The following is a 16,076-nucleotide window of genomic DNA, read 5'->3' as shown; positions in this document are numbered from 1 at the left end:
AGGGCCCTTAAATAGCTAAATGATAGGTGCGGCCGCCTGATGTAGCAGTTTCTGCAACGTCCTTCCCCAGATGTTTTTTTACAACCGAGTTTGGTGCAAAACCTTTATCAACAATGGTTACTACTACAGGTCCGGTCAAAGGCTTATCGGCATTAAGCAGCTTATAAGTATTGCCGCCATAAGTAAACGCGTTGTCGGCCACTTTGATCTCATCGAAATTAAAGGTCGGCTTTAGATAATTAACAAAAAAGCCCGAGCTTTTCACCTTTTTGCTTATCTGTTCAAAATCTACCGGGACATCATTTTTAAAAGTGATCATGTAAACATTGCGGATAAGATCTGCTTTGATATCACTGATGAACGGAAGGGCTTTTAATGACTTTTCGGTTGTTTTAGCACACAACGAGCAGGTTAAACCGCTCACCTGTAATTCGGCTTTTGTTGGTTGTGCTTTGGCAGCAAATGCTGATATAAGAAGAATAACGAATATTTTTAAAGTTTTCATGTTGTTAAAAATTGAAGATAATTGAAATAGACTTGAATATGGAGTCAGGTCTTTTCAAATCCTTAGATTGCAATTTTTTATGAAAACAGAAACAGTTGGCTTACTAACGTCCGGAGGCCCTCTGTCAAATAACTTTTCCATTATTGCCTGCTGTATAGGCAGAAAAAAATCATCAAAAGAAAGTTTGGGAACTTCAACGGCCGGGGCTTTAAGTAGTAAAGTGTTAGCCTGTGCTTCGTGGCTATCCTTTACTTTGACGCTTATTTTATTATCCTTACAACATCTGTCCTTGCTTTTTGCCATTGGCTTAGCACAGCTTTTAGCAGGAGCGTTGATTTTTATATCGGCTATTGTATTACCGCAGTAATGCAGGTTCAGGCTAAAGCCGGAAGCCGTAACCGTGTACAGCAACACCAAAAGCAATATACCTGTCCTTTTCAACATATAGCAAATTTACAGTTTAAGTTATTGATTACAAACTATTAAATATTTTACAGGTAAATTTTTGGAAGAAAAAATTTTATATCGTTACTTTGTTTAGAATTAATCTAAATTAAAATGAAAAAACTCATCCTTATCCTTTCACTGGGGCTATCTGTACTTACAGTAAGTGCTCAATCAAAGCTCGACCAGGACCGTGCGGCTATCAAATCGCTGGCCGGGTATTATAAAGTTACCTTTAATTACGCAGAAACATTTGCGCCTGATACCGCTTACAAATTTCATCCGCGCTACCATTCCTGGGGTTATGAGTGGGCAACTATTGTAGAAGATTCTCCAAAGAAAATAGCTATTCAGCACCTGCTTGTAGTTGGCGACAGTACAGTGATCAAACACTGGCGCGAAGACTGGGTATATGAGCAGCCAACCATCCTGCAATATGATAAAGACAATACCTGGAAAAAAGTAGCTCTTAAACCATCAGAAGTAAAAGGCCGCTGGACCCAGAAGGTTTACCAGGTAGATGACAGCCCGAGGTACGAGAGTATTGGCACCTGGGTACATGTAGATGGCCGTCATGAATGGCAAAGCAAAGCAGACTCGCCACTGCCGCGCCGCGAGTTTACCAAACGCAATGATTACAATGTACTAAACCGTGGCAACCGTATTTACCTTACACCGCAGGGCTGGATGTTTGAGCAGGACAACAACAAAGTGGTACGCTCTGCGGACGGCGACAAAATAATCGCCCAGGAAAAAGGCTATGAGGAATTCACCAAGGTTGATGAAGCCAAATTTGCTTTTGCTAAAAAATGGTGGGCTGGCCAGCAAGGGTATTGGGCAGATGCACGTGCTGCCTGGGATGATGTATTCGCCAAAAACGGCACCATAAAATTAGCAGGCAAAAAAGATGGCAAACTGCTTTACGAACAGTTGTTTGACCTGGCTGAAAAATCTGAAAAAGAAAAATGGAACTCCGCCAGGAATAAAGCCGAGACCATAAAAATCATCAACGGGTATATCTCAGCATCATAATAATAGTACGTATTTATAGTTAGTAGTAACGGGCGTGGATAACCACGCCCGTTTTTGTTTTTGAGGTGTTTGTTGCCCACAAAAACTATAAACGCTACTTTAGCTTTATGCCGGCATTAAATTTAAACCTTAGTAAGCTTTTTAACATCGCCCAAAAAGAAGAAAGGCTTTGCATTGGCCTGATGTCGGGCACCTCGCTTGACGGGCTCGATATTGCCTTATGCCGATTCAAAGGGCATGGCATCGGCACACAATTCCGGTTGCTGAATTTTATGACCATACCGTATCCGGATGTATTTAAGGACGAAGTAAAGCAGGTATTTGCTAAACGCAATGCCGACCTGGAAAAGGTTTGTTTGCTGAACGATTATATTGGCGGTTATCACGCTGATTTAATATTGCAGGCCTTAAAACAATGGGAAATTGCACCTGCTGATGTCGATTTTATTGCCAGTCATGGCCAGACTATTTATCATGCGCCACAGCATCAGCATAAACAGGCCGGACATGGTAACGCTACGCTGCAAATTGGCGACGGCGACCATATAGCCGTAAAAACCGGCATTATTACCATAAGCGACTTTCGGCAAAAGCACGTTGCTGCTGGTGGAGAAGGCGCGCCGCTGGCCCTCTACGGCGATGTGATACTGGGCAGCAAAACCGGTAAAGACAGGGTGTTATTAAATATCGGCGGCATCGCTAACCTTACTTACCTGCCTGGCGACGGGGATCTGGCAAAGGTCATGTCTACAGATATAGGCCCAGGGAATACTTTGATCGATGCAGCCTGCCGCGCTTATTTCAATAAACCTTTTGATGAGGACGCGGCAATAGCCCTATCTGGTGAAGTAAATGATGTTTTATTGGAGGCATTATTACAACATCCCTTTTTTAACGAACAGCTACCTAAAACTACAGGCCCGGAGCTATTTAATCTTGATTATGTTGCCGATGCGCAGCAGGCAACCCGTACCCTTAACATCAACAAAGCTGATCTGATTGCTACACTAAGTGCGTTTACCGGCAGAAGCATTGCTCAGTTTATTGGAAAGAATTACCATTCAAACAGGCTTAAGATATTTGCCAGTGGTGGGGGCGCCAGGAATCCATATATACGCAGTTATCTGAAAAAAGCCTTGCCTGCTGCCATAATTACTGATACGGATGAACTTGGAATAAACCCCGATGCCAAAGAGGCCATATTATTCGCTTTGCTGGGTAACGAAGCCTTATGTGGCGAGCCGCTTAATATTGGCAGGAACCCAGCTATCCTCATGGGCAAGTTTAGTTTCCCACTTTAATAGAATTATTAAAAATGTTGTTTATTCTTCCTCTCCTTAATGAGAGGGCTGGGGTGAGGCAAAATTTATCCTTATATTCGAAGCAAATTTACGCTCATGAACGCTTATAAGTTTTTTCTGGAATTTCATTCCGGCCTAAGGTATATCGTCCTTGTTTTAATAGTAGTAGCCATTTTAAGGGCCTTTGCTGGCTGGCTGGGTAACCAAAGTTATACTGACGGAAACCGCAAATGGAACTTGTTTACCATGATATCGGTACATACGCAATTTTTGCTTGGTTTGATATTGTACTTTTTAAGCCCCAATGTAAAATTTGTTAGTGGGTTTATGAAGGATGCTTCTTTACGTTACTGGGCGGTGGAGCACATCAGCATGATGCTTATTGCAGTAGTGCTTATTACCATCGGGCACAGTAAATCTAAAAAGGCGCTTAACCCTGCAAACAAGCATAAAGCCATAGCAATATTTTATACCATTGCTACGGTGATTATTATTGTAGCTATAGCACTAATGACCAAAGATGTACCCGGCCGTACATTTTTTGGGATTACCCACTAAAAAAGTAGTCGAAAACTTTGCAAATTCAATTTTCTTTATAAATTTGTTGCCGCGATGCAAAAAACTATCTACAATAAAAGTTGGTGGCACCATGTAAATACATGGCAGCCGGATAATTTTTTGCATATGCAATACTAATCAAATGTAAACCTATTTTAAAAACCCGGCGACAGCTCAAAGCGCCGGGTTTTTTTGTTAATAACAGTTCCAGATTCAACAAATGAAAAAATATAAAATAACTACTACTTATAAAAAACTTCTTGCCGATACCACTACCCCGGTAAGTATCTATCTGCGCCTGCGCGATGTGTTCCCTAACTCACTGTTACTGGAAAGCTCTGACTACCATAGCCGCGAAAACAGCATGAGCTTTGTTTGCTGCGCCCCGTTTAGCGGCATTGTGCTTAATGAGGGCTTTTTAAAAAAGCATTTCCCGGATGGCACGGAAGAAGTTAAAAATGCCGTGGCATTTGAGCTTACGGAAGAAATCAACAGTTTTATTAGCTGCTTTGAGGTAGAAAGCAACAACTCAAAAGTGCTATCTAACGGGCTATTTGGTTATTTTACTCATGAGGCGGTTGAGCACTTTGAGACCATTAAGCTTAAAAGTGTTGAAGCCGACCCGCGTAAGATACCGGTGATGCAATACCATATTTACAGGTACATTATCGCCATAGATCACTTTAAAAACGAGCTATATATATTTAACAATGAGTTAGAGGGCCATGACCATACGGGTGGCTTATCGCGTGTTGAGGATCTTATCAAAAACAAAAATTTCCCTGAATATAGTTTTACTGGCAGCAATGCAGAGCAAAGCAACCTTACTAACGAGGAGTTCATAGCTATTGTAGAGAAAATGAAGCAGCATATTTATCGTGGCGACGTTTTCCAGATAGTGCCGTCAAGGGCTTTTTCAAGGCAGTTTCAGGGCGATGAATTCAATGTTTACCGTGCCTTGCGCTCTATCAATCCATCACCATATCTTTTTTATTTTGATTACGGTGACTTCCGGATCTTTGGATCATCTCCCGAAGCGCAGATCACTATTAAGAACAATGTAGCAAGCATTTTCCCTATTGCCGGCACCTTTAAACGCAGCGGCGACGATGAGAAAGACGCCGAGATTGCCCGCCAGCTGGAAAACGACCCTAAAGAGTCGGCAGAGCACGTAATGCTTGTAGATTTGGCGCGTAATGACCTGAGCCGCCATTGCGAAAATGTAACCGTAAAGGCGTTTAAAGAAGTGCAGTTCTACTCGCATCTCATCCACCTGGTATCGCATGTTAGCGGTACTTTAAAAAAGGGCACTTCATCGTTTAAAATAGTGGCCGATACTTTTCCTGCAGGTACCCTGAGCGGGGCGCCAAAATACCGCGCGATGGAAATCATAGACGAGAACGAAAAAAGCAAACGCAGCTTTTACAGTGGAGCGATCGGCTTTATGGGTTTTAATGGCGACTTTAACCATGCCATCATGATCCGCTCGTTCCTGAGTAAAAACAATACGCTACATTACCAGGCCGGGGCTGGCATAGTAGCAGGGTCGGTAGCCGAAAGCGAACTAAAAGAAGTTGATAACAAAATAGCGGCGCTGCGCAGGGCAATAGAATTAGCACAAGAGTTGTAAAACTCCTATACATAGGAGGTGAATTAAATTAAAGACAATGAGTACACAGGAAAATATAAACGCCACCAACTCCCCTTTTAATGGGCAGGAGGGGAAACACATCCTCATCATAGACAATTATGATTCTTTTACCTATAACCTGGTACATCTGGTTAATGAATTGGGTTTGGAGTGTGAGGTTTGGCGGAATGATCAGTTCAAACTGGAAGATATAGACAGGTTCAGCCATATTATTCTTTCACCAGGGCCGGGTATACCTTCAGAAGCAGGGCTTTTGCTCGATGTGATCAAAACATACGCGCCTACAAAAAGTATGTTCGGCGTGTGTTTAGGCCAGCAGGCTATTGCAGAAGTTTTTGGCGGAAGCCTTTATAACCTGCCGCAGCCTATGCACGGCATTGCCACGCCCATAAAGGTGACGAATGGTTTGGAACCATTATTTAACGGCTTACCAGATACTTTTAAAGTTGGGCGCTACCACTCATGGGTAGTAGAGAAAGAATTACCTGAGGAGCTGGAAATAACCGCGATTGATGAACAGGACGGATCGGTAATGGCGCTTAGGCATAAACAGTATAATGTGCGCGGTGTACAGTTTCATCCTGAGTCTGTACTCACAGAGCACGGAAAACAAATGTTGGAAAACTGGCTGAACGCTTAATCATTGGAAATGACGATACTTGATAAAATAGTAGAACATAAGAAAAAAGAGGTTGCCGATAGTAAACAGCAGAGGTCCATTGCTCAATTGGAAGCATCTGCGCATTTCGGCAGAACGCCCTATTCGTTCAGGGAGTTTTTGCTTGCTCCTGACCGTACCGGCATAATTGCAGAGTTTAAACGCCGTTCGCCCTCTAAAGGTATTATCAATGCGGATGTACTGGTTGAAGATGTTACCCAAGCTTATGCGGCGGCCGGAGCTTCAGCATTATCCGTTCTTACCGACGAAAACTTTTTTGGCGGAAACAAGCAGGATGTGATAGCAGCAAGGACGGTTAACAATATACCTATTCTTCGCAAGGATTTCATGATAGATGAATACCAGGTGATAGAGGCAAAGTCTATCGGGGCAGATATCATTTTGCTGATCGCTGCGATACTTACACCTGCAGAAATAAAGCAGCTTGCAGCACTCGCAAAAAGCCTTGGATTAAATGTATTATTAGAGGTACATAACCTTGAGGAATTAGAAAGGAGCATTGATGATAACCTTGATGCCATCGGCGTGAACAACCGTAACCTGGCTGATTTCACGGTATCGGTTGAAAATTCATTTAAACTTGCAGCGCATATACCCGATAGTTTCATGAAGATATCAGAAAGTGCTATTAGCGATACTGAAATTATTAAGGACTTAAAACAGGCCGGTTATAATGGTTTTCTTATAGGCGAAACCTTTATGAAGCAACCCGATCCCGGGTTGGCCATGAAAGCGTTTGTAAAGGGGCTGTAAAAGAAAAGGCGCATATGTTATTGCGCCTTTTCAACTCTTAATCCGGCATCGGTAACCTCTCTTAGCGGGTTATCGCGCATATTTTGTTCTATCTCAAAATGCCATGTCCCAGCAGCCGGAAACTTGAAGCCTTTGCGCAGAGGTATTTGGTAACTATACATATTACCACTGCCGCTGCCCAGCCATTGCCCATCGTTATTGGCCAGTTTAAATTCATACCGTGTGGTCAATGTTTTTTTGCCCGGCGATGTCATTTTTACCAAAGCGAACATATTTGAATACCGGTAATTGCCTGTAACCCTTACATTAAAGTACAAATTATAGGGTACTGTATTATCCTCTATTTTCACATTATATTTTACCCTGTTAACGTATGTCCAGTTATGGTTCGGTATCTCCATGTTCTGGTCTATAACCATTGCGGGGTCACTGCAACCCTGCAGGGTAAAACATGCAACAGCTATAAATCCTGTTAATAATGATCTGATGAGCTTCATTATTCTGGCCGCGCTTGGTTATTGTTCCTTTGATCGCCCCCTCTGCCACGGTTTCTCCTGTTACGGTTGCGGTTATTGCCGCCTCCTTCAGGACGTTGTACAGGCTGGCCCCCTTCTGGCTTAGCTGCCTGCTGTTGCGGGCGGTTATTACCATTAGGCTTATTATTTTGCTGTTGGGGCCGTGGCTGGCTGGCTGGCTCTGCTTTAGGCGCCGCCTCGGCGTTACCGCCACCTTGTTTGTTGCGGTTGCGATTTTTGTTCTTGTTTTTATTTTTATTGCGGCGTTCGTCCAGGCGGGTCAGGCTGTCCTGGCCAACAACATTTTCATAATCAAATGCTTTTGCCGGTTTGGTTTCCACCTCTATTATTTTACCCAGGTCTTCCGGTAGTACACCCTCCCGGTTCATTTGCTGAATTTCCTTAACCCGATTGATCGGCAGGGGCACCCATGATTCTTCACCAGGGTAGCTAAACCACATCACACGTTTAAAAATGTCCGTTTTTTGCAAACGGGCATCGCCTTTTTCTGTACGAAGCAAATTAACATTATCCGGAATGTGCTTAAGCGCATCCATATAAGTATCAAGCTCGTAGTTAAGGCAGCATTTTAATTTACCGCATTGGCCGGCAAGCTTAAGCGTGTTTAACGACAGGTTTTGGTAACGTGCAGCCGCCGTAGAAACGGTTTTGAAGTCGGTAAGCCAGGTACTGCAACACAACTCGCGCCCGCAGGAGCCAATGCCTCCCAAGCGGCTTGCCTCCTGGCGCATGCCTATCTGCCGCATTTCTATGCGTATACGAAAAGCCTCGGCCATTTTTTTGATCAGTTCCCTGAAATCCACACGCCCCTCGGCAGTGTAATAAAACGTCGCCTTGGTTTTATCGCCCTGGTAATCTACATCGCTTATCTTCATGGATAAGTTAAGATTAAGCGCCAGCGTACGCGAGCGGTGCATGGTTTCCCACTCCAGGTCTTTAGCAGCCTTCCATTTATCTACATCTGCGGGTGTAGCACGACGGTAGATCTTTTTTACCACATCGGCCTCTTTTACGTGGCGCTTATGCATTTGCATACGCACCAGTTCGCCGGTTATAGAAACATGGCCGATATCATATCCGCCGGTTGTTGTTTCAACGGCAACAAGGTCGCCGGCTTCCAGATAGATGTTATCGTTATTATGATAAAATTCTTTTCTTGACCCTTTAAAACGCACTTCAACAATAGAAAAGGGCTTATAATTAGTTGGCATATCCATATGCGACAGCCAATCGTGAACATCGAGTTTGGCGCAACCATTAGTAAGGCACGAGCCATTACTTTTGCACCCTGCCGGCGTACATCCGCCGGATGAGCAACTTCCGCATCCCATATTAATTTGGTATATAATGATTCCCCTGGGGGACAATTTTTAAATGTAATATTTTTATAATCTGCAAAGATACGTCTAAAAACAAGATTTTAGGATTTGCATTTCTTTCTATATGATAATGAGCTTTTTCCAGCTCGCTGATAACCGCCTGGGCCATGGGCATATTAATAACCGCCGACATTTTCCGGGCTGTTTCCATCTCGCTTTCGGGCAGTTTCACAATTCGTTCGGCACCTGCACGCAGCAGGCAACATTCGCGTAAAAAGCTGATGCCATAGCGTATAAAATTCTTTTGGTTCTCACGGCCCATTTTTGCAGCCTGTTCAACAAAACTCAATACCTCAAGCCCCTTGTTTCCAACACATAAACGCAGCCACTGTACAAAAAGTGTATGGTAGCTTTTACCATCCTGCTGCAGCATGGCTAATGCCTCGGTCATATTGCCATTGCTTAAATAGGCAATCTCTGCAGCTGCGGTTTCGGTTTGATGGTGATGGCTGATCATCTCCGTTTTGATGTCCTCAAAATTCAAACAAGGCACTTTAACAAGCTGCGTACGCGACAAAATAGTATTCAGTATCTGGTCTTGATTTTGGGCAACTAATAAGAACAGCGTGTAAGGTTGCGGCTCTTCAATCACCTTAAGCAGCGCGTTTCCCTCTTTATCCAGGTACTCGGGCAGCCATAATATCAATATTTTGTATGCCGATTCAAACGGTTTGAAGCTTAACTTTTTAATAATCTGATGGCACTCTGCAATATTAATGTTGGCCTGCTTATTCTCGGCATCCAGGTAACCCCGCCAGGTATCCAAATTTAAATATGGATTGGATATAAACGCCTCGCGCCATTGTTCAATAAAAGTCAGGGCGTTATCGTCCTTATGCTTGGCAAAAAAAGGATAGGAGAAATGCAGGTCGGGGTGCATCAGCTTTTGATATTTACGGCATGATGCGCAAACGCCACAGGAGTCGACCGGCTGCTTATCCTCGCAGGATAAATATTGCGCATAAGCAACAGCCAAGGCCAACGCCCCGGATCCCTCCGGTCCTAAAAAAAGCTGCGCATGGCTCACCCGGTTCTCTGTCACCGAGTTGATCAATCGTTGCTTTACTTCGCTCTGCCCTATAATCTCTTTAAATTGCATTTGTTGCAAGGTAAAAATTAGATGTGAGATTTGAGATATGATTTGAGACCAGACATCGATTCCCGTATCTTTGCTCAAATTATTAAGATTGAAATGACAAACTATCTTATATCTCAAATTTCATATCTCCTATCTGCGAAGCAATGCGCGTAATGGCCTTCGACTACGGTACCAAACGTATAGGTATTGCCGTTACCGACCCCATGCAGATCATCGCCACAGGGCTGGATACCATACACCCGATGCACATTATCGACTACCTGAAAAAGTATCTGCAAACAGAGGCTGTTGAACGGTTTATTGTAGGGGAGCCAAAGCAAATGGATAACACCCCCTCGCAGTCGGCCATGCATGTTAAAGGGTTTGTAACTTTGCTGAAAAAGAATTTTCCGGATATGCCGATCGAGATGCTGGACGAGCGCTTTACATCAAAAATGGCATCAGCGGCTATCGCCCAAAGCGGCATGGGTAAAAAGGCGCGCCAGAATAAAGCCCTGGTTGATAATATATCGGCAGTGATACTTTTACAAAGCTGGATGGAGCAACAGCGCTTTTAGCTTACTCTAAAAAAGTTAATAACGCGTGCTGGCTTGCCGTATGTATATCGCGCCAAACGCGATTAATTTCGGTATCCGGCGATGCAGCTAACAACCCGCAGTAAGGGTACAGTTCATCAACGCACTCGCGTGATACTTTGGCGAGCATACGGCTTGTACTGCTTACAGTTTCTAAAATTTTTTGATCTTCCGGCTGCTGCCAGGAAACTTCTATTGCTTTAAAAAATGATAACCTTGCCTCATTAAGCAAAGTTGTGGCATCCTTTAAAGCGCCGTACATCGCTTCAATATTTTTTGCGTTTACCCTGCGGACATTTGTTGCCTTGTTGGCAAAAGCAGGCTCACACAGATCGATAAAATGCAGCGCCATACCAGAGAGGTTGGCGGCTAACGTAGCCTCTGCGAGCTGAAGAAACGGATAGCGATAAATGGTTGTGTTTACCACAGCCGCTTCAGTGTCAATCTTAAAACAGCGGTTTTTGTTAACAAAAAGATTATTTACTGTATAAGCATCGCTGCCGGTGGCAATCATGCCCATATACTTCCAGCCGCTTTGCAGTTCAACGTCGGCTCTGTCTAACACAAATGGTAAAATCAAGGAGCCGCCGTCTTCCGTTAAAAGGTTTTCTCCGTCATTTACTATCTGGCAATTTACAGTGATATGCGTGGCGTGGTGTACACCACTTGCGTATTTCCAGTTCCCGTTAATGATATACCCATCGCTCGATACTTCGGCAGTTCCAGTAGCTGCGCCGCTGCCGGCAAGGCATACTTTTTTATCACTAAAAATTTCGGCTGCGATGGTTTCATCAAAAAATCCGCCAAACCAGCCCGCCCCGCAGCATAATGTAACCACCCAACCCAGGCTACCATCGGCCCAGCTTAAGGCTTCTTCTGTTTTGATCAAGTCAGGCAAGTTTGTTTGTAAACCGCCGTAACGGGCAGGAGCAAGTAAATTAAACCACTGCTGATCGTAAACAAGCTTAAGTTGTTCGGAGTGTAGCTTGCCTGAGCGTTCTGCATCGGCAGCATAAGCGCGGATGGTTTCGACCCATTCAGGTTTTAGCACCTCTGTAGGATGATGTATTAAACTCATGCTTTACCAAATTTTGCTATCCTGCGCCAATCGTAATAACCAAAAATGGCGACGATGAACAGGATCAAAGTTAATACAGAAAACATTGCCAGGTGCTTATGGAAAAGCAACGGGATAGCAAACAGATTGCTAAGATTAAGCAGCAGCCAGTTCTCTACCTTTCGCCGGGCCAGCAGCCACATGCCCGCCCACGCTGTTGACGACACCCATGCATCCCATACCGGCACTGTAGACGGTGTATAATGCGCCAGCAATAAGTATAATATGCCCCATCCTGCAAAAACTATTAATAAAGTAACCACCCGCTCTTTCCGTGTAGTAAACGTGACTTTAACCTCCGGCTCGTTACGCTTTTTAACCCAGTGGTACCAACCATAAACGCTCATCACCACATAATAGCCATTTAGCAGGCACTCGGCATATAAAGCGGCTATCCATAGCAAGTAGATGGATATTAAAGTAGCGGCTATACCTGTTGGGTACAGCCACACTTTGTTGGCCCGGGCCAGCAGTACTTCGGCAACGCCTAATATCACTGCAAACCACTCTAAAAGGGTTGTTGCTTTGAGCTGCTCAATAAACAAATCGGCCCAGCTTTGCATTATCAAAAACTTAGGGTTACTGAGGCCATAAAGTTGCGTTTTGCCTGCGCAAAAAAGTAATTGTAGTTAATTACCTGTCCGCCTTCTATGTCAGGGTAAGTTGCACCGTTTGCTTCATACTCTTTGTTAAAGATATTGTTAACCTGTAAGCCTAAACCAATGTTTTTAACATGCTTAACTGCAAAACTGTAACGCAGGCGCAGATCACTCACAAAGTAATTTTTTAATAACCTGTCGCGCACATAACGGTTATCGCCGGTTACCGGGAAGCCATTGGGGTTGGTATTCATTGTATTGTCCAGGTATTGGCTGCTGATGTATTTGCTAAGCAAAGCGATTTCGCCACCCTTAACCGGACTGTAAGCGATCTCTCCTGAGCCAATGAAAGATGGCGAATAAGCGATATCCGTTTTTTTCAAAAATATCGGCACCAACGATTCGTCGTCCCAATTGGTCAGATACTGTGTGTAATTTTTTATCTTGTTGGTGCTTAAAGTGGCTGTTGCAGCAATGCTTAAATGTTTTGTTGCCTGTACACGCCCATCAAACTCAATACCTGCTCGGTAGCTTTTATCCACGTTTACACGAACAGGCGTACCAACATCATTTAGCGCACCGGTTAATATCAACTGGTTATTATAAAGCATATAAAACAAGTTTACTCCGCCTTTAAACACATCGCCGCCGGTGCGGTAGCCTGCTTCAAAATCGTGCAATGTTTCCGGCTTCGGCCTGTTGGCAGGAGTGGAGTTGGTGTAGTCATCGCGGTTAGGCTCATGGTTGCCAACAGCGTATGATGCATAAACATTGCTGTTCTCATCAATAACATAAGTTATACCTGCCTTTGGGTTAAAAAAGTTCAGGGTGGCGTTTTGTTGAACATTGTTCAGGTTGCGATCTAAACCAAAAAACGAATAATATATGCGGCGGTATTGCAGGTCTGCATTCAGGATAACATCACCTAAGCGCCACTCCCCGCGGCCAAAAATATTGAAGTCTGTTTTCTTTGCATCATCACGGTAGTACTCATAATTAGGGGGGATACCGGCGCTTTGCTCGGTATACAAAATATTGCCGTAATGCGCGCCCTTGTATTCATTATAAGCACCGCCCAAAGTAAAATTCAGGTTACTCTCTGGCTTGTATTTTAAAGCGTAAGTTACACCGTAAAAATGGTTATCCAGCCAGCGGCGGCGCACAAGATTTGTGCTGTTGATAGTTTCATCTCCATATTTTACCGGCGTAAGGCCATAATCGGTTACATCTGCATCCTTTTTATATTCTTCATAATAGCCTTTTCCGCGGGTATAATGTAAAGCGCCGCTAAAAGATAGCTTGTCAGATAAGGTTTGATCATACAGTAACTGATAATGGTTTTGCAAATAATCATCTACCTGGTCGGGGTAACGCTTACCGTTTGGCATCAGGCCAAGTTCATTGTAGGTACGGTGGTTGGGCAGCGTATTGTCGCTGATAATATAGTCGGGGATACCGTTCCATGCCTGGAAAGTACGCTCCTTACCCGAAAAGATATTGGCTCGTAAAGTGTTATTTTTCCCGTAATATGCACCGCTTACAAAATATGATTTCAGGTTGGATGAAGCATCATCGATATAACCATCAGATTTAATTTGTGACAAACGGCCATCAACCGAAAATTTGCCGCCAAGTAAGCCGGTGCCCAGGTTTATAGTGTTCTTAAAAGTATTATAAGAGCCTGCAGAGCTGCTGATATCTGTGTAAGCCGTATCACGGCGTGTGGTGGTTTGGATATTTATGCTGCCACCAAAAGCACCGGCACCGTTAGTTGAAGTACCCACACCCCGCTGCACCTGTATGTTATTGATAGATGAAGCGATATCTGGCAGGTCTACAAAAAAAGAGCCCTGGCTTTCCGAGTCGTTATAGGGTATGCCGTTAATGGTAACGTTGACGCGGGATGCATCGCTCCCCCTGATGCGTATGCCGGTATAGCCTACACCAGCGCCGGCATCAGATGTAACTACTACCGATGGGGTCTGATTAAGCAAATACGGCAGGTCCTGCCCGAAGTTGTTTTTCTGCAGGTCCTTTTTACTTACGTTAGTAAAGGCTGTTGGAGATGTTTTATTGGCGCGCGTTGCTGTAACGGTCACTTCTTCAGCCCCTATCGGGCTGCCTTCCAATACAAAATCTGCGGTTGTGCTGCCCTTTAAATTAATTGTTTTGGTTAACAGCTGATAGCCTACATAACTTGCTTTAAGCGTATAGTTACCCGCCGGCAGGTTAATAAGCTGATAAGCCCCCTGCGCATCAGTTTGCGTGCTGATGCTGGGGTTTGTTATGCTAACGGTTGCTCCAGGTAGCGCCTGGCCGGTTTGATTGGTGACTTTCCCGCTGATGGAAAATTGTGCCGACGCCATATAAGGCAACAGCAGGGCAATGATTGCCGCGAATAAATTTTTCAAAATGTTGAACAATAAATGAGTTAAACTTACTGCGCGCCAGGGTAAAGCCGCAGAATACTTAACTTTTTACCTCTCCCTACGCCGGCATTACCCGGATCAGGTGCATGTTAAGTCTTTATTCGTAAGTTTTTAGTCAAAAGCCGGACCCCGACTTAGAACTTAGAGCTTTGAATTCAGTACTCAACAATGGGTATGATCTCAGCCTGTCTTTCAGTTTGATGTTACTCAAAGCAAGGCACCCCTTGAGAATTATTGCGCAAATATAGTTTTTGCTTTTGTAAATGCAAGTATTTGCAATTTTTGTTATGCGATGTAAAACGCCGGTATCAGGTAAATTGACTACAGATTTACCTTGACAGATCAATTATGGGAATTTATATAATATCCCCAAGGCAAGCCCTTCGGTGCCTTGCAGGTCATTTATACCTGTATTTTTATCAAATAGCAACGTCCCATTAATAGATACATTTATCAACCGGTTAACTTTGGCTGCCAGTACAGCATCTAAACGGTGGCGGGTATAGCTAAGCGGTTGCCCATAAGGAATAAACATTTCGTAACGGGCGTTAAGGTGCATGTTTTTGGCAATGTCTTTATCAAATATACCCACTATTTGGAAGGCTATATCAGTACGGACGCTTTTATCCCGCTTTACCCCATAAGCCTCCAGTTGGTCGGGGGCATAAACATTATCGTCCAAAACAAACGTCTGGCGGGCAGTACCAGTACCTAAGCGCAAATCAAAATAAGGAACGGGTTTATACTCAAAACCGATAGACTCGGTAAGATAACCTGGCGCCATAAAGTTTGATATTAAAGTAGGTGGCAGCACGTTGTTAGGGTCATAGTTATAACCCTTATCGAATTGCGACTCAAAGCTTAACGAACCGAAGAAAAACCAATGGGTAGACATTTGGGTAGCCAGCTTGTTATCCCAAAATATACGATCGTTTGTTTTGCGGGAAGACTGTCCTTTATTTTTTGATTTACCGTATTGTAAATTTAGCTCTGAGGTATAGCTAAGCGGGGCTTTATTGTACTCCAGCCGGTATACAAACGTTGAACCCAGCGCTACCGATGATACACCGCCCGCCGCATAGTTATTGCTAAAAGCTGACTGATTAAAGTTTAATCCGAATGTAACAAACTTACGCCAGTAGCTTACTTTATAATCAAGCATGGTAACCGGTATCAGCTCCTGCTGAATTTGCAGGGGTGTTGGCGGAACGGGTATAATGTTTCTTCTGGTTTCTATCCGGTATTTGTTAAGGATAGCCGTATCAATTTTTACCGTATCTTTTTTTACGGTGTCAATTTTTACGGTGTCTGTACGGAGCGAGTCTGTTGTTTGCCCTTGTGCTGTTAACGTGATGATGAACGACAGTAAGAAAAAAAGCCTGATACCTGTTCTTAACATATAACACAAATAAAAAGCAA

16 protein-coding genes are annotated in these 16,076 nt (G+C 43.8%); 7 read left to right on the top strand and 9 right to left on the bottom strand.

The genetic code is table 11. From position 1 onward, the window contains the following. Positions 1-7: 7 nt before the first annotated feature. Positions 8-505 (bottom strand): heavy-metal-associated domain-containing protein, encoded by a 498-nt coding sequence (locus ACFQZX_RS18060; RefSeq protein ID WP_377118028.1) that lies wholly within the window; start codon positions 503-505, stop codon positions 8-10. 54 nt (positions 506-559) lie between these two features. Beyond that, the gene (locus ACFQZX_RS18055; RefSeq protein WP_377118026.1) at positions 560-949 is read right to left on the bottom strand and encodes an HYC_CC_PP family protein; all 390 of its coding nucleotides are present in this window, start codon (positions 947-949) and stop codon (positions 560-562) included. A 114-nt stretch (positions 950-1,063) separates the two neighbouring features. Here ACFQZX_RS18055 and ACFQZX_RS18050 point away from each other — a divergent pair, with 114 nt between their 5' ends. From ACFQZX_RS18050 to trpC, 6 genes are all read left to right on the top strand, one after another. Beyond that, positions 1,064-1,981: a DUF6607 family protein gene (locus ACFQZX_RS18050; protein ID WP_377118024.1), complete on the top strand. Its 918-nt coding sequence runs from the start codon at positions 1,064-1,066 to the stop codon at positions 1,979-1,981. Between the two features lie 107 nt (positions 1,982-2,088). Continuing rightward, positions 2,089-3,282 carry an anhydro-N-acetylmuramic acid kinase gene (locus tag ACFQZX_RS18045; protein ID WP_377118023.1) on the top strand — a complete coding sequence of 398 codons (1,194 nt, stop codon included), beginning with the start codon at positions 2,089-2,091 and terminating at the stop codon, positions 3,280-3,282. A 96-nt stretch (positions 3,283-3,378) separates the two neighbouring features. After that, entirely contained in the window at positions 3,379-3,840 is a 462-nt protein-coding gene (locus ACFQZX_RS18040) for a cytochrome B (protein WP_377118021.1), read from the top strand. A gap of 220 nt (positions 3,841-4,060) precedes the next feature. Next, positions 4,061-5,470 (top strand): anthranilate synthase component I family protein, encoded by a 1,410-nt coding sequence (locus ACFQZX_RS18035; protein ID WP_377118019.1) that lies wholly within the window; start codon positions 4,061-4,063, stop codon positions 5,468-5,470. Between the two features lie 37 nt (positions 5,471-5,507). Beyond that, positions 5,508-6,131, top strand: a complete 624-nt coding sequence (locus tag ACFQZX_RS18030; protein ID WP_377118017.1) for an anthranilate synthase component II — start codon at positions 5,508-5,510, stop codon at positions 6,129-6,131. Positions 6,132-6,140: 9 nt separating this feature from the next. Continuing rightward, a complete protein-coding gene (gene trpC, locus ACFQZX_RS18025; protein ID WP_377118015.1) occupies positions 6,141-6,923 on the top strand; it encodes an indole-3-glycerol phosphate synthase TrpC in 783 nt (260 codons plus the stop codon). A gap of 17 nt (positions 6,924-6,940) precedes the next feature. Here the strand turns inward: trpC and ACFQZX_RS18020 are convergent, their stop codons facing one another. From ACFQZX_RS18020 to ACFQZX_RS18010, 3 genes are read right to left on the bottom strand one after another with little or no spacing between them, the layout of a single operon-like run. Continuing rightward, the gene (locus tag ACFQZX_RS18020; RefSeq protein WP_377118013.1) at positions 6,941-7,420 is read right to left on the bottom strand and encodes a gliding motility lipoprotein GldH; all 480 of its coding nucleotides are present in this window, start codon (positions 7,418-7,420) and stop codon (positions 6,941-6,943) included. Continuing rightward, the gene (locus ACFQZX_RS18015; RefSeq protein WP_377118011.1) at positions 7,420-8,790 is read right to left on the bottom strand and encodes a PSP1 domain-containing protein; all 1,371 of its coding nucleotides are present in this window, start codon (positions 8,788-8,790) and stop codon (positions 7,420-7,422) included. Before ACFQZX_RS18015 ends, ACFQZX_RS18020 begins: the two co-directional genes overlap by 1 nt. Position 8,791: 1 nt before the next feature. Continuing rightward, positions 8,792-9,937: a DNA polymerase III subunit gene (locus ACFQZX_RS18010; protein ID WP_377118008.1), complete on the bottom strand. Its 1,146-nt coding sequence runs from the start codon at positions 9,935-9,937 to the stop codon at positions 8,792-8,794. Positions 9,938-10,080: 143 nt separating this feature from the next. On the opposite strand from ACFQZX_RS18010, the gene ruvX reads away from it, so the two are divergent. Then, complete coding sequence (gene ruvX, locus ACFQZX_RS18005) at positions 10,081-10,494, top strand: Holliday junction resolvase RuvX (protein WP_377118006.1); 414 nt, start codon at positions 10,081-10,083, stop codon at positions 10,492-10,494. A 1-nt stretch (position 10,495) separates the two neighbouring features. On the opposite strand, the gene ACFQZX_RS18000 is transcribed toward ruvX, so the two are convergent. From ACFQZX_RS18000 to ACFQZX_RS17985, 4 genes are all read right to left on the bottom strand, one after another. Beyond that, positions 10,496-11,590, bottom strand: a complete 1,095-nt coding sequence (locus ACFQZX_RS18000; protein WP_377118004.1) for an acyl-CoA dehydrogenase — start codon at positions 11,588-11,590, stop codon at positions 10,496-10,498. Further along, positions 11,587-12,192 (bottom strand): nicotinamide riboside transporter PnuC, encoded by a 606-nt coding sequence (gene pnuC, locus ACFQZX_RS17995; RefSeq protein ID WP_377118002.1) that lies wholly within the window; start codon positions 12,190-12,192, stop codon positions 11,587-11,589. Before pnuC ends, ACFQZX_RS18000 begins: the two co-directional genes overlap by 4 nt. 2 nt (positions 12,193-12,194) lie before the next feature. Beyond that, positions 12,195-14,639: a TonB-dependent receptor gene (locus tag ACFQZX_RS17990; protein ID WP_377118000.1), complete on the bottom strand. Its 2,445-nt coding sequence runs from the start codon at positions 14,637-14,639 to the stop codon at positions 12,195-12,197. 364 nt (positions 14,640-15,003) lie between these two features. Beyond that, on the bottom strand, positions 15,004-16,056 hold the full coding sequence (locus tag ACFQZX_RS17985; protein ID WP_377117998.1) for a DUF3078 domain-containing protein: 1,053 nt from the start codon (positions 16,054-16,056) through the stop codon (positions 15,004-15,006). Positions 16,057-16,076: the final 20 nt, after the last annotated feature.

The sequence above is a fragment of the Mucilaginibacter litoreus genome (assembly GCF_042676805.1).
In the GTDB taxonomy this organism is placed as follows: Bacteria; Bacteroidota; Bacteroidia; order Sphingobacteriales; family Sphingobacteriaceae; genus Mucilaginibacter; species Mucilaginibacter litoreus.
This window is presented reverse-complemented; position numbering and strand designations above follow the sequence as displayed.

Bases quoted from the DNA above. Each gene is read 5' to 3' on its own strand.
- ACFQZX_RS18060 (WP_377118028.1), bottom strand. From the start codon at position 505: ATGAAAACTTTAAAAATATTCGTTATTCTTCTTATATCAGCATTTGCT.
- ACFQZX_RS18055 (WP_377118026.1), bottom strand. From the start codon at position 949: ATGTTGAAAAGGACAGGTATATTGCTTTTGGTGTTGCTGTACACGGTT.
- ACFQZX_RS18050 (WP_377118024.1), top strand. From the start codon at position 1,064: ATGAAAAAACTCATCCTTATCCTTTCACTGGGGCTATCTGTACTTACA.
- ACFQZX_RS18045 (WP_377118023.1), top strand. From the start codon at position 2,089: ATGCCGGCATTAAATTTAAACCTTAGTAAGCTTTTTAACATCGCCCAA.
- ACFQZX_RS18040 (WP_377118021.1), top strand. From the start codon at position 3,379: ATGAACGCTTATAAGTTTTTTCTGGAATTTCATTCCGGCCTAAGGTAT.
- ACFQZX_RS18035 (WP_377118019.1), top strand. From the start codon at position 4,061: ATGAAAAAATATAAAATAACTACTACTTATAAAAAACTTCTTGCCGAT.
- ACFQZX_RS18030 (WP_377118017.1), top strand. From the start codon at position 5,508: ATGAGTACACAGGAAAATATAAACGCCACCAACTCCCCTTTTAATGGG.
- trpC (WP_377118015.1), top strand. From the start codon at position 6,141: ATGACGATACTTGATAAAATAGTAGAACATAAGAAAAAAGAGGTTGCC.
- ACFQZX_RS18020 (WP_377118013.1), bottom strand. From the start codon at position 7,420: ATGAAGCTCATCAGATCATTATTAACAGGATTTATAGCTGTTGCATGT.
- ACFQZX_RS18015 (WP_377118011.1), bottom strand. From the start codon at position 8,790: ATGGGATGCGGAAGTTGCTCATCCGGCGGATGTACGCCGGCAGGGTGC.
- ACFQZX_RS18010 (WP_377118008.1), bottom strand. From the start codon at position 9,937: ATGCAATTTAAAGAGATTATAGGGCAGAGCGAAGTAAAGCAACGATTG.
- ruvX (WP_377118006.1), top strand. From the start codon at position 10,081: ATGCGCGTAATGGCCTTCGACTACGGTACCAAACGTATAGGTATTGCC.
- ACFQZX_RS18000 (WP_377118004.1), bottom strand. From the start codon at position 11,590: ATGAGTTTAATACATCATCCTACAGAGGTGCTAAAACCTGAATGGGTC.
- pnuC (WP_377118002.1), bottom strand. From the start codon at position 12,192: ATGCAAAGCTGGGCCGATTTGTTTATTGAGCAGCTCAAAGCAACAACC.
- ACFQZX_RS17985 (WP_377117998.1), bottom strand. From the start codon at position 16,056: ATGTTAAGAACAGGTATCAGGCTTTTTTTCTTACTGTCGTTCATCATC.